11 protein-coding genes are annotated in these 13,342 nt (G+C 39.9%); 9 read left to right on the plus strand and 2 right to left on the minus strand.

Annotated elements, in window-relative coordinates; translation table 11 throughout:
• The first annotated feature begins 79 nt into the window (after positions 1-79).
• Positions 80-1,225, plus strand: a complete 1,146-nt coding sequence (locus tag ACOEN1_RS03695) for a M20 family metallopeptidase (protein ID WP_422485080.1) — start codon at positions 80-82, stop codon at positions 1,223-1,225.
• Between the two features lie 53 nt (positions 1,226-1,278).
• Here the strand turns inward: ACOEN1_RS03695 and ACOEN1_RS03700 are convergent, their stop codons facing one another.
• Positions 1,279-1,695, minus strand: coding sequence for a universal stress protein (locus tag ACOEN1_RS03700; protein WP_422485081.1), 417 nt, complete (start codon positions 1,693-1,695; stop codon positions 1,279-1,281).
• Between the two features lie 247 nt (positions 1,696-1,942).
• Here ACOEN1_RS03700 and deoD point away from each other — a divergent pair, with 247 nt between their 5' ends.
• Both deoD and ACOEN1_RS03710 read left to right on the plus strand, forming a co-directional pair.
• A complete protein-coding gene (deoD, locus tag ACOEN1_RS03705) occupies positions 1,943-2,647 on the plus strand; it encodes a purine-nucleoside phosphorylase (protein ID WP_422485083.1) in 705 nt (234 codons plus the stop codon).
• A gap of 64 nt (positions 2,648-2,711) precedes the next feature.
• On the plus strand, positions 2,712-3,662 hold the full coding sequence (locus ACOEN1_RS03710; protein ID WP_422485084.1) for a nucleoside hydrolase: 951 nt from the start codon (positions 2,712-2,714) through the stop codon (positions 3,660-3,662).
• A gap of 301 nt (positions 3,663-3,963) precedes the next feature.
• Here the strand turns inward: ACOEN1_RS03710 and ACOEN1_RS03715 are convergent, their stop codons facing one another.
• Positions 3,964-4,566, minus strand: coding sequence for a cyclodeaminase/cyclohydrolase family protein (locus ACOEN1_RS03715; protein WP_422485086.1), 603 nt, complete (start codon positions 4,564-4,566; stop codon positions 3,964-3,966).
• Between the two features lie 291 nt (positions 4,567-4,857).
• Between ACOEN1_RS03715 and ACOEN1_RS03720 the strand changes: the two genes are divergently transcribed.
• The 6 genes from ACOEN1_RS03720 to ACOEN1_RS03745 all read left to right on the plus strand — a co-directional run bounded on the left by ACOEN1_RS03720 (position 4,858) and on the right by ACOEN1_RS03745 (position 13,262).
• A complete protein-coding gene (locus ACOEN1_RS03720) occupies positions 4,858-6,987 on the plus strand; it encodes an adenosylcobalamin-dependent ribonucleoside-diphosphate reductase (protein ID WP_422485087.1) in 2,130 nt (709 codons plus the stop codon).
• Between the two features lie 340 nt (positions 6,988-7,327).
• Positions 7,328-8,254 carry an ABC transporter permease gene (locus ACOEN1_RS03725; protein WP_422485088.1) on the plus strand — a complete coding sequence of 309 codons (927 nt, stop codon included), beginning with the start codon at positions 7,328-7,330 and terminating at the stop codon, positions 8,252-8,254.
• Positions 8,255-8,257: 3 nt separating this feature from the next.
• Positions 8,258-9,445 carry an ABC transporter permease gene (locus ACOEN1_RS03730; protein WP_422485089.1) on the plus strand — a complete coding sequence of 396 codons (1,188 nt, stop codon included), beginning with the start codon at positions 8,258-8,260 and terminating at the stop codon, positions 9,443-9,445.
• A 12-nt stretch (positions 9,446-9,457) separates the two neighbouring features.
• Entirely contained in the window at positions 9,458-10,477 is a 1,020-nt protein-coding gene (locus tag ACOEN1_RS03735) for an ABC transporter ATP-binding protein (protein WP_422485090.1), read from the plus strand.
• Complete coding sequence (locus tag ACOEN1_RS03740) at positions 10,478-11,458, plus strand: ABC transporter ATP-binding protein (protein WP_422485091.1); 981 nt, start codon at positions 10,478-10,480, stop codon at positions 11,456-11,458.
• Between the two features lie 139 nt (positions 11,459-11,597).
• Positions 11,598-13,262 carry a peptide ABC transporter substrate-binding protein gene (locus ACOEN1_RS03745; RefSeq protein WP_422485092.1) on the plus strand — a complete coding sequence of 555 codons (1,665 nt, stop codon included), beginning with the start codon at positions 11,598-11,600 and terminating at the stop codon, positions 13,260-13,262.
• The last annotated feature ends 80 nt before the right edge of the window (positions 13,263-13,342 follow it).

Raw genomic sequence — 13,342 nt, forward strand, 5'->3', positions numbered from 1 at the left:
GACTATACCTTCCGGACTATATTTGCTATGATGTTATAAATCATTGAATTGTCACATTGTCCTAAAGAAGGAGGCCCAAATGAAAAAGTTAATTGAAAAATACCATGACCAAGTAATAGCTATAAACGATTTTATGGCTGATAATCCAGAAATCGGTGGTGAGGAATATCTGTCTTCAAAAAAAATAGTGGAGCTGCTCGAAAAGAATGGAATACCAGTTGAATATCCATTTTCTGGAATGGATACGGCTTTCAGAGGAGTAATAAACAAAGGGAAGAGTAGAAAGGCGGCGATTCTTGTTGAATACGACGCACTCAGGGGATTGGGTCATGCCTGTGGTCACTGTGCCAGTGGTTCAGCAAGTATTTTGTCTGCACTCGTTCTTAATGAGCTTAAAGACCAAATCCCAGCAGAAATTCATATTATCGGAACTCCTGATGAAGAAATGAGAGGCGGAAAGGTTCCCATGGTAAAAAGGGGAGTATTTAATGAGATGGATTTTGCAGTTATGATTCATATGAGCAACAAAAATGCTCTTTTCTCAAAGTTTCTAGCCCTTGATGCATACAAATTCACTTTTGAGGGAAAACCTGCTCATGCTTCAAGTATTCCTTGGGAAGGAAGAAATGCTCTTAACTCAATGAGACTTTTTTTTGATGCCATGGATATGATGAGACAACACTTAAAGGATGATGTAAGACTTCATGGGTATATTGTCAAGGGAGGAGATGCATCCAATATTGTCCCACACTATACCGAGGCTGAGGTTCTTGTCAGGGCTTCAAAAAGACCTTATCTGGATGAAATCAGCAAGTGGGTGATGGATTGTGCACAGGCATCAGCACTTGCAACAAGGACATCCTGGTCAGTTGAGGAAATCGGGGAAAAATACGATGGACTTATCAGGAATATAAGAGGAGAAGCAGTTCTGGAAGATATTTACAAGAACACGGGACTTCAACTTGTTGATACAAGCAATGAGACAGGCGGGTCATCTGATATTGGCAATGTGAGCAGCGTATGCCCGGCCTTCCATCCATATCTGGATATTGGCAAGGACCTTAATGCACACACTGTGGAATTTGCCCAGGCCATGAAAAACAGAAGGACCCACAGGTCCATAGCTCTGGGAGGAGAGATTATTTCCAAGTTTGTACTTGATATATACAATACCCCAGGTGTTCTGGAGGAAATAGAGGAAGAGTTTAAAAGAAGAAAAGAATAGAATGTTAGTCTAGAAATGAGAAACCCCTCTGAAGAGGGGTTTCATAAGTACTTTTACTTGACAACATGTACAGAACAAGATGCGTGACAAACAACCTTGAGGGAAACTCCTCCAAGCAATACCCGAGTAAGGGCTCCAAGTCCTCTGCTTCCCATAACAATAAGATCAAAATTATTTTCTTCAGAAATTGTAATAATTTCATTGGCAATATCGCCTAATCTGTATGTAGACTTGACTCCAAATGGGTAATCTACAAGAGCCTCAGTTGCCTTTTGAAGCACCTCCTGTCCTGCCTCAATACTTGAGTTGATCATATCCTGTTTGAAGTCTACTGAGATAAATCTCCCGCTATCGATAACAGTAACCAATGTTAGCTCAGCTTCGTAGAATCTACCTAATTCTTCGGCTCGTTTCAGTGCTTTCATGGAACATTCAGAACCATCAATGGGAACAAGAATTTTCTTGGTCATTCTTTACGCCTCCTTATAAATCTTTTTTTCAAACCATCGGGACTTCATATTATATGTTATCTATGTTACCTAACATATACCCACTAGGAAGCACTTTAAATGCATGTTAAGTAATTAATTAACGAAATATTGCGATAATAATTTAACATGGCTGCAATGAAGGGTGGAATTTGGTTTGTCATTGGAAATGAGGGGTATTATAAATTGTGAATGCTATAAAAATAACATGATTACAAGGAGTGATAATATGTCTACACCTCACATTGGTGCAAAAAAAGGAGAAATAGCGGAAACCATATTACTACCGGGAGATCCACTGAGAGCAAAGTTTATTGCAGAAACTTTTCTTGAGGATCCAATTCAGTTTAACGGTGTTAGAAATATGTTCGGATACACAGGAACATACAAGGGAAAGAAAATATCAGTAATGGGAACAGGAATGGGGGTTCCTTCAATTGGAATCTATTCCTATGAATTGATTCATTTCTATGGAGTCAAGAATCTTATAAGGGTTGGCTCATGTGGAGCGTATCAAAAGAATCTGAAACTCTATGATGTAATTTTCGGTATGGGAGCCAGCACAAATTCAAGCTATGCAGAGCAGTACAAACTGCCAGGTACTTACTCAGCTATAGCATCATGGGACTTGCTTAAGAAGGCTACAGATATAGCAGATGAAAAAGGAATACCTTATCATGTTGGAAACATTCTAACCAGTGATGTATTCTACACTGTTGACGATGAGGCTGGAAGCAAGTGGATTGACATGAATATACTCGCTGTTGAAATGGAAGCTTATGCATTATATAGCAATGCCGCTTATGCAGGCGTAAACGCACTTGCGATTCTTACAGTTAGCGACTCCATAGTTAACAAGGAAGAGACTACACCAGAGGAAAGAGAAAAGAGTTTTACCCAAATGATGGAAATTGCACTGGAACTAGCAGAATAAGACAATTATAAACATAATGGACCTTCCAGCTGGAGGGTCCTGTATTTTTCAAGGGAGGTTCGGAATGGAAAAGAGAAATGTATTGATTGATTGTGATCCTGGAGTAGATGATGTTATGGCACTTCTTTTGGCCTTGGCTAACCAGGACAAGCTAAATATTCTAGGAGTGACAACTGTATCTGGAAATCAGACATTGGCAAAGGTGACAAAAAACATAAGAAAACTTTGGACATTTCTACGAGCCGAAATACCAACAGCCTGTGGTGCATCAAAACCAATAATCAAGGAACCTCTTCATGGAGGAGAAATACACGGTGAAAGTGGTATGGATGGCTGGGATTTTCCTGAGCCTGTATTCCAGTTGGAATCTGACAATGGGATAGTTTTCCTAAAAGACAAGATTATGGAGTCAAAGGGTAAGGTGACCCTTGTTCCAACTGGTCCATTAACAAATATTGGGTTGTTGTTTTCGGTATTTCCTGAAACCAAGGAGAAAATTGAACTGATTTCCCTAATGGGTGGTTCGATCTTCTCAGGCAACAGAACTCCTTTTGCTGAGTTTAACATCTATGCAGATCCTGAGGCAGCCAAAATCGTTTTTGATTCAGGGATTCCGATTGTAATGAGTGGTCTTGAAGTTACAAACAAGGCTACAATAGATGATGAGGAAATTGACGAGCTCTTGGCTTCAGGAGGGATAGTCTCGAAAATGAGTGGATCACTCTTGAATTCGTATACGAATTTTCATAGGAGCAAAGGATTTCATGCTTATCCCTTGCATGATGTTGTCAGCATTATGTATCTGATAAAACCCGAGATCTTTGAAGGCAGGGATTATCGAATTGAGATTGATACTTCAATGGGAGTTTACAGAGGAAGAACTGCAGCAGATACAGGAGAGTTGATGAAACACGATCCTTCCAATGCATTTGTACTTATGGAAGTGGACAGAGAAGAATTTATGAAGACATTCTTCCATGCTCTGAAAGAGTTGGATAAGTCAATGAAACAGTGAGCAATGAAAAATGAACATTGAACAATGAAAAATGAACATTGAACAATGAAAAATGAACTATGAAAGGTCATTCCGACCGTAGCAGAGGGTTCTTTCAATCAACTAATATCTAAGAGTTAAGAGTCAAAAAATGAAGAGATGAAAAAGGGTCCAAGACTACTTGTTATGCTCAGAATCTAATTGCCTACCTGAGTGCAACGAAGAATCTTGGACCCTTTTAGTGTCTCAAAATTATTTAATTGTTCACTATTCGCTGTTCATTATTTTCTTGCTTCTTACTTCTTAGATATTACCTTGTTTTTTAATGATGACTTCTGTCATACAAGTTCTCATAATAATTCTCTACCTTGATTAATTCTTCAATATCATTCTTTAGGGAATTCTTAAGCTCATCATCCTTTATAAGATGTAGACTTGCTTTTATACTTCTCACTGCGCCATCTATTCCAACCTGTGCCAATGATAATCCCACTTCAAGGTCTGCAGCTGCACTTGAGCTGGAATTGCTTCTTAGTATAAGGCCTATCTTGTGGACCCTCTTGCACAAGTAGCCATTGTTTTTGGCTATTTCTGCGGCCTTTTCTCCTGATTCCTCAATCATATGAATACGATCATCCTTTTCCTCTTCGGTATTTTTTGGTAGCTTGAATGCATCACATACACTGGCGTACGCTTTCACATCCTCCTGTGTGCCTCGAAGAAGTCTGAAGCTTATCCCGTCCAGTTCTTCAGCCAGCTTGATGTACTGATGATCATCAAGTCCGTATTCACCCATTAGGGAAAGTCTTGCAACCATGCCCAAGAGTCCGCACGCCATGGCTCCGGCCAAGGCGGATGCAGCATCTCCACCAACTGTTGTATCCTTTGAATCGAGTATCTTGTCTAGTATCGCTGTGTAGCTCATAAAGCACCTCCATTTCCAAATTAGCATAAAGACAAACACAAATAGTTATGGTATTATTAGTCCTGATCATATTTTATCATATGTAAAGAAATAATTCATATCCTCTTTAATTCAGCGTATGTAATCCTTCTGAGAGTTGTTACAAAAACTTACCTTTTTTTCTACAAAACCCATCTTGTAATTTAATAGAAATTGTGGTAGATTTTATATATGTTGTATATGACATACAACTCATACACAATATATAGTTGTTTGACTAAATGTAACAAGTATTAAAAAGGGGGCAGGGGCATGTTGAAAGTTGAGAAGCGGAACGGACAGGTTGTGGATTTTGAGGCTGAAAAAATCTCAATAGCTGTGAAAAAAGCCATGAATGAAACTGAAAAGGGAATCGACGAGGAGTTGGCAAAATCCATCGGAGAAAATGCAGTAGACGCTTTCAGTGGCAAGGAATCAGTAAATATAGAGGAAATTCAAGACTACGTCGAGGTCGAATTGATGAAAAGCAGACCTGAGGTAGCAAGAAAGTATATCATCTATCGTGAGGAGAGAGCCAGACTTCGTGAGCAAGGCTGGAACATGACAGATCTTCAAAGAGATATTTACGAAAAGAAATACAGATATGATGCAGAAACTTTTGATGATTTCCTGACAAGAGTCAGTGGAGATAACCATCCCGTAAAAAAAGCCATCAAGGACAAGAAGTTTATGCCAGCAGGCAGAATTCTTGCTGGACGTGGGTTGGATAAGCTTGGAAGAAAAATAACCTTGAGTAATTGCTATGTTATGCCAAAGGTTGAAGACAATATAGAATCAATATTTGATACAGCAAAATATCTTGCAAGAACATACTCCTATGGTGGAGGAGTTGGACTGACTCTATCAAAGCTTAGACCAAAGGGTTCGAAGGTAAACAATGCTGCAAGCACAACAACAGGTGCGGTAAGCTTTATGGACTTATATTCAATGGTTACAGGACTTATTGGCATGAGGGGACGACGAGGGGCGCTAATGCTCAATCTTGATTGCAATCATCCCGATATTGAAGATTTTATAAATGTTAAAAACGATCTTGACAAGGTTACCTATGCCAATATTTCAGTAAACGTTGATGATGAATTTATGAAAGCTGTAAAAGATGACACGGACTATGAGCTGTACTTTAAGGTTGAGTCAACTGATGAAGAAATCAGTAAGGTAATAAGGGCAAGAGATCTATACAAGAAACTTGCCATCAACAACTGGAACATGGCGGAGCCGGGAATTCTATACAAGGGAAGAATCGATTCATGGCATCTGATGAGTCATGATCCGACATTTGAATTTGCAGGTGTGAACCCATGTGCTGAGGAAACACTTCCTGCCTTTGGAAGCTGCAATCTATCTTCCATAAATCTTAGCGAGTATGTAAAACATCCATTTACAAAATACGCAAGATTTGAATTCGAGAAATTCGGAGAGATGGTAAGAAACGGCGTCATCTATCTAAATGAAGTACTTGATGAAAACATGAATCTTCATCCATTGGAGCAACAAAGAGAAATGTCCAGGGACTTAAGACAAATTGGTCTTGGAATTATGGGACTTGCAGATATGTTTATCAAAATGGGAGTAAGCTATGGAAGCAGTGAATCAATTTCCCTGATCCATCAGATCGGAAGGATAATGGTAAATGAAGCATTAAGACAATCAGCCCTGTTGGCCGAAAAGGATGGTCCTTTCCCTAGATTTAATCTGGAGGCAGTATTGGAGTCACCATTCCTTCAGGAAAACGCAGACGATGAAATAAAGGAACTGATAAAGGAATACGGACTTAGAAATTCCCAGCTTCTAACAATACCTCCAACAGGAAGCATTGCAACCCTGGTTGGATGCAGCAATGGAGTTGAACCAATCTTCCAGGTATCCTATACCAGAAAGTCAGAGTCGCTTCACCATGAGGACACATATTACAAGGTATTCACTCCAATAGTCAAGGAATATATGGAGGAAAACAATCTTTCATACGAAGAAGAACTTCCTGATTTTTTTGTGACCACATCAAGCCTTGATTACAAGGAAAGAATTGAAGTTCAGGCAACTTGGCAGCAGTATATTGATGCAAGTATTTCATCAACTGTAAATGTACCAAACGAGTTTACTGTGGAGCAGGTAGAGGAACTGTATCTTCATGCATGGGAGAGAGGACTTAAAGGTATTACAATCTACAGAGATGGTTGTGCCAGAAGTGGAATTCTTATAACAAACAATAATAAGAGCCATATTGACAAGATTGAAGCACTACAGGAAGAGATAATGAAACTCGCCGAGGTTCAGTTAAAAGAAGATCCAGACACATGTCCAATGTGCGGAGGAAAGCTGAATCACGCTGGAGGATGTTCTGAGTGTCAGGACTGCGGATACAGCCCCTGTTCAATTTAATAGTATGAAAATGTAATAGTGCATATTGGTGTATTAAGGATTACACCAATATGCTTTTTCTTTTTTCATACAAAAACCATGAATAATTATTAAAATATAAAAATATTAGGGTATATATAGCACTATAATGATGTGTGCAATCCCTTGCACAAGTATTAAAAATGTTTGTATCATCAAATATTTTATAATGAAACATCGCATCGAAGCACTACCATTGCAATAGTGAAAAGCGCTTTCCCACTAGGCTTGAGTTGAAAAAGTATTTTGAAAAATCATGGAAAGATGGTAGAATGGTGTATAGTATTTGTAACGCAAGAATACATAGAAAGGAGTAAATAATTTGAAATCTTATTACTTAAAACGCATTGTATCAATGTTGATAACTATTATTTTAATAACCACATTGACCTTTACAATGATGCACTCAATACCAGGAGGTCCCTTTACACGGGAAAGACCTGTACCCGATGAAATCATGAGAGCATTGAATGCCAAGTACAATCTGGATGATCCACTACCAATTCAGTATTTGAACTATATGAAAGGATTGGTTACTTTTGATCTTGGACCGTCATATTCAAAGATTGGTACATCAGTCAATGATCTAATAGAGTCAGGTTTTCCAGCATCGGCAAAAATTGGATTGATAGCATCTGCGCTAATAGTCGTCGTGGGAATACCACTGGGGGTTATCTCGGCACTTAAACAGAACAGTCCGCTGGACTATTTTGTAATGTTTCTTGCAACAATTGGAATTACAGTACCGAGTTTTGTAATAGCAACTGTTATAATATATTTCTTTGCAGGAAAGCTAGGGTGGATTCCAAGCTTCGGATTGGACACTCCTGCAAGCTACGTAGGTCCGGTAATAGCACTGGCAGGTTACTCATTGTCTTTTGTAACAAGACTTACAAGATCAAGCATGCTTGAGGTTTTGAGACAGGATTACATAACGACTGCAAGAGCAAACGGGTTGAAGGAATTCACAGTAATCATGAAGCATGCGGTGAGAAATGCACTTATCCCTGTAGTAACATATATTGGACCGATGATTGCAGCTATTCTTACAGGATCATTTGTAATTGAGAAGATATTTGCAATTCCTGGAATCGGAAGACACTTTGTAGAGAGTGTTTCTAACCGTGACTATACTACCATAATGGGTATCACAGTATTTTATGCTGTGTTCTACCTGGTAATGATATTCTTGGTGGATGTGGCTTATGCATTTATAGATCCACGTATCAAGCTGAAGGAGGATAAGTAGACTATGTCAAAGGATAAATTTGTTTTTATTGAACAGTCAGGAGAAGACACCGAAGCAATCAGACCCAGTCTAACTTATTGGCAGGATGCATGGAGAAGGCTTAAGAAAAACAAGCTGTCCATGGCGGGCATTGTTGTTGTAATCCTAATAATATTATTCGGTACAGTAGGACCGAGCTTCACGGAATTTTCATATTCAGATCAAATAAATGAATATAAGAATCTACCACCTACACTTAAGATGTATGAACTTGACGGAAGATATTTCCACGTTTCAAACGACTATAATGTGTTTCTGGTTGCAGAAGATGGAACGCTGATTGAAAGGCTTAATCTCGATCCTTTAAAAAGAGATATGATCAACAAGGTATACACTTATGAATTAGGCCAAGAAGAAGTTATTCTTGATTTCTCATATAACCTTCTTCCAAACAAGATGGGTTATGACTATGACTTTACTCTTGAGTTGGATGGAGAAGTTGCACAGTATCCAGCAATGACAAAATTGAACAAGTTGAACCCTTTCGGAACGGATGCACTTGGAAGAGACCTTCTTACAAGAGTAATGTACGGAGCAAGGATTTCGCTTCTTGTTGCATTTGTTGCAACAATGGTAAACCTGTTTATCGGTGTTGTATACGGAAGCATCGCAGGATATGAAGGTGGAAGGGTAGACAACATAATGATGAGGATAGTAGACATCATCAACTCCATACCCCTTGTATTGTATGTAATCCTCTTGATGGTATGGTTTAGGGGTGGAGGACTTACAAACATAATAATCGCTCTGAGTAGTGTTTACTGGGTATCAATGGCAAGACTTGTAAGGGGACAGATGCTGTCCTTGAAAGAACAGGAATTTGTACTTGCCGCAAGAGTAATGGGAGTGTCAAAATCAAAGATAATATTTAGACACCTTATACCAAATGCAATGGGACCAATAATAGTTTCCATAGCCATGATGATCCCTTCAGCTGTATTTACTGAGTCATTCCTAAGCTTTATAGGACTTGGAGTATCAGCACCGATGGCATCGTGGGGTACGCTGGCAAACAATGCTTTATCAGGTCTTACAACATATCCGTACCAGTTGTTCTTCCCTGCATTGGCAATTGCATTTACAATGCTTGCATTCAACTTTATCGGTGATGGACTGAGAGATGCGTTGGACCCAAGACTTAGAAAAGGATAGGGAGATTGAGATATGGAAAATAATAAGGAATATATATTAGAGGTTAATGGATTAAAAACATCCTTTTACACCCACGGAGGAGAGGTGCAGGCTGTTCGTGGCATCGACTTTAAACTGAAAAAAGGAGATGTGCTGGGAATAGTAGGAGAGTCGGGTAGTGGAAAAAGCGTTACTGCCCGTTCAATTATGAGACTGATTGAGCACCCAGGAGTGATTAAGGAAGGCAGCGTTATATTTGACGGGGTAGACATCACTAAATTTAGCGATTCTAAGATGTCAAATATCAGAGGAAATGAAATGGCAATGATATTCCAGGATCCAATGACATCTTTGAATCCTGTCTTTAGAATTGAAAACCAGATGGTTGAGGTTATTCAGAGACACCAGAAATTAAGCAGAAAAGAAGCAAAAAAGAAGGCAGAAGAGATGCTTCATCTTGTTGGGATACCAGAGCCTTCAGAGAGAATCAGGTCATACCCACATGAGTTCTCAGGTGGTATGAGACAGAGGGTAATGATTGGAATGGCATTGTCATGCAATCCAAAACTGCTGATTGCAGATGAGCCAACTACTGCGCTTGATGTTACGATTCAGGCACAGATACTTGATATAATGAAAGATATTTCAACAAAGCTGGATACTGCGATTATTCTTATCACGCATGACCTTGGTGTAATTGCAGAAACCTGCAAGGACCTTGTAGTTATGTATGGTGGAATGCCAATGGAAAAAGGAACAGTTGAGGATGTTTTTGAAAGCCCTCAGCATCCATACACAAGGGGACTGTTAAAGTCAGTTCCTAGAATGGATACAGAGGAAAAGGGCAGATTGAATCCAATTGCCGGCTCACCACCGGACCTGTTGTCACCTCCAACGGGATGTCCATTCTCCCCTAGATGTCCAAATGCTATGCAGATTTGTACAGAAGTGATGGCTCCCATGTTCAGCGTCGGGGAGAATCATACTTCAGCTTGCTGGTTAATGCACGAAGATGCACCAGAGGTTGAAGGTTATAGAAAGGGGGCTTTATAAATGGAGGAGAGAAAGCCACTTCTACAATTACAGAACCTAAAGAAATACTTTGATGTTAGCACAGGTTTCTTTAAGAGAGAAAAAGCTTATCTTACAGCAGTGGACGATGTTACATTTGACATATACAAGGGCGAGACTTTTGGACTTGTAGGCGAGTCAGGCTGTGGAAAGTCAACACTTGGAAGAAGCGTTGTAAGGCTTTACGAACCAACAGGCGGCAAGATACTTTACGACGGAGAGGACATAACAAACCTTTCCCAGCATGATATGATGAAATATAGAAAAAGACTGCAGATGATTTTTCAGGATCCATATGCATCTCTAAATACTCGATTGACTGTTTCAGAGATTATTGGAGAGGGTATAGAAACACATAATCTGTATTCAGGCAAGGAAAAACTGGAAAAAATATACAACCTCTTGCAGACTGTTGGCCTTAAGCGTGAGCACGCCAGCAGATATCCACACGAGTTCTCTGGTGGACAGAGGCAGCGTATTGGCATTGCTAGATCTCTTGCAGTTGAACCAGATCTTATAGTTTGTGATGAGCCGATTTCAGCTCTTGACGTATCAATCCAGGCACAGGTTGTAAACATGCTCGAAGATCTGCAGAACGATATGGGACTGACATACTTGTTCATAGCCCATGACCTATCAATGGTTAAGCATATATCAGACCGTATTGGTGTAATGTATCTGGGAAAAATGATGGAGATTACATCCAGCAAGGAACTTTACAAGAATCCTCTTCATCCTTATACACAGGCCTTGCTATCAGCAATTCCCATACCAGATCCAAAATCAAACAAGATGGACAAGAGGATTATACTACAGGGTGATGTAAAAAGCCCTATAAATCCACCTGAAGGATGCAGATTCAGTTCAAGATGCAGATACTGCATGGACATCTGTACAGAAGTAACTCCAGAGCTTAGAGAAGTTGAGCCTGGCCATTTTGTAGCCTGCCATCTTGTCAAATAAGGAATTTGTGGTATAATAGAGTATATTAAAAAAATTCTCATTATTTACCACATTTGTGTAGTAAATTTAAAGAGTATTTAATCCAGGGTAACGCCCCGGTTTAAATAAAGGCAACATACATCATTAAGGAGGGGAAAAGATGAATAAGAAACTATTAGCATTATTGTTGGTTTTGGCAATGTCAATAACAGTGTTGGCAGGTTGTAGTCAACCAGCAGAAGAACCCGCAGAAGAACCAGCTGAGCAGCCAGGAGAGCAGCCAGCAGAAGAACCTGCAGGCGATGAGTCGGTTTTCCTATGGAACGTAGGTGCTGACCCTAAGACTATCGACCCTGTTCTTAACGGAGCAAGTGACGGTGGAGACGTAATCAACCAGACATTTGAAGGATTAGTAAGAGAGAAAAGTGGAGAAATTTACCCTGGTATTGCTGAGACCTGGGATGTATCAGAAGATGGTATGACTGTAACTTTCAATTTGAGAGAGTCAAACTGGTCTGACGGCACACCACTAACAGCAAATGACTTCGTTTATTCCTGGAAAAGAGGAATGGATCCTGCAACAGCATCAGAGTATGCATGGATTTGGGAATATACAAACGTAGTTGGAGCATTTGACGCAGTAAACGGAGGATCGCTTGACGATGTTGGAGTAACTGCAGTAGATGATCTTACTCTAGAAGTTAAACTTGAAACTCCAACAGACTATATCGTAAGTTTGCTTTCATTCTACCACTTCCTGCCAACCAAGCAAGAAGCAGTTGAAGCTGGAGCGGATGGAGCATGGGCGAAAGATCCTGAGAACGCAATATCAAACGGACCTTTCAAACTTACAAGCTACGAAATCGGTGGCGGACTTACATTAGTAAAGAATGACGAATACTGGAACGCTGAAGAAGTTAAGATTGACAGAATCGAAGGTAAATTTATCGATGAGCAATCAACAGCTTTCCAAGCATATCAGAGTGGAGAGCTACACTTCCTACCTGATGTACCTCCAGCAGAAATACCAAGATTGATGGCAGAAGATCCAAACTTCTTCGTATTCCCACTACTGGGAACTTACTACTACAACTACAACATGGATCTTGAGTTATTCCAAGATGTAAGAGTAAGAAAAGCGTTGAACCTTGCAGTAGACAGATCACTAATAACAGAGACTATGGCTTCAGGTCAGATTCCAGCAGCTGGATTCGTTCCAGTAGGATTCCTTGATCATGAAGGAGAAGACTTTGCTGAGAAATCCGGAACTTACGGAATACCAACAGATGACAGTCAAATAGAAGAAGCAAAAGCATTGTTGGCTGAAGCTGGATATCCAGACGGAGAAGGTTTCCCAGAGTTTACAATCATGTACAACACTTCAGAAGGACATCAGCAAGTAGCTGAACTTGTTCAGGAAATGCTTAAGACTAACCTTGGTATCGAGACTCAACTTGAGAACCAAGAGTGGGCAGTATTCCAGGATACAAGAAAAGAAGGCGACTACGAGATGGCTAGAGGTGGATGGTTGACAGACTTTATGGACCCAATGGGACTACTTGCAATATTCACAACAGAAAATGCATACAACGATCCTAACTATAGTAACGCTAGATATGACGAGCTTCTTTCAACTGCTGCTAAGACAAGAGGAGCAGAGCACTTTGAGGCACTTTATGAAGCACAGGAAATTCTTATGACAGAACTTCCAGTTATGCCAATCTACTACTATACAGACGTTATGCTAGTTTCTCCAGACCTAGTAGGATGGGACAGATCAGTTCTTGGAACTATCGACTTCTCAACTGCTGAATTGGTAAACTAATCAGAAAGTAGATTAAGAACCGCTGACCTTTTGGTCAGCGGTTTTTTAGTCTGGATTTTTCAGGAAATTATTTCGAGTCA

Source organism: Gudongella sp. DL1XJH-153 (assembly GCF_049310905.1).
Classification (GTDB): Bacteria; Bacillota; Clostridia; order Tissierellales; family Tissierellaceae; genus Gudongella.

What these genes read in the sequence shown, in the direction of transcription:
- ACOEN1_RS03710 (WP_422485084.1), top strand. Translation starts at nt 2,712, where the DNA reads ATGGAAAAGAGAAATGTATTGATTGATTGTGATCCTGGAGTAGATGAT.
- deoD (WP_422485083.1), top strand. Translation starts at nt 1,943, where the DNA reads ATGTCTACACCTCACATTGGTGCAAAAAAAGGAGAAATAGCGGAAACC.
- ACOEN1_RS03720 (WP_422485087.1), top strand. Translation starts at nt 4,858, where the DNA reads ATGTTGAAAGTTGAGAAGCGGAACGGACAGGTTGTGGATTTTGAGGCT.
- ACOEN1_RS03695 (WP_422485080.1), top strand. Translation starts at nt 80, where the DNA reads ATGAAAAAGTTAATTGAAAAATACCATGACCAAGTAATAGCTATAAAC.
- ACOEN1_RS03735 (WP_422485090.1), top strand. Translation starts at nt 9,458, where the DNA reads ATGGAAAATAATAAGGAATATATATTAGAGGTTAATGGATTAAAAACA.
- ACOEN1_RS03700 (WP_422485081.1), bottom strand. Translation starts at nt 1,695, where the DNA reads ATGACCAAGAAAATTCTTGTTCCCATTGATGGTTCTGAATGTTCCATG.
- ACOEN1_RS03740 (WP_422485091.1), top strand. Translation starts at nt 10,478, where the DNA reads ATGGAGGAGAGAAAGCCACTTCTACAATTACAGAACCTAAAGAAATAC.
- ACOEN1_RS03730 (WP_422485089.1), top strand. Translation starts at nt 8,258, where the DNA reads ATGTCAAAGGATAAATTTGTTTTTATTGAACAGTCAGGAGAAGACACC.
- ACOEN1_RS03715 (WP_422485086.1), bottom strand. Translation starts at nt 4,566, where the DNA reads ATGAGCTACACAGCGATACTAGACAAGATACTCGATTCAAAGGATACA.
- ACOEN1_RS03745 (WP_422485092.1), top strand. Translation starts at nt 11,598, where the DNA reads ATGAATAAGAAACTATTAGCATTATTGTTGGTTTTGGCAATGTCAATA.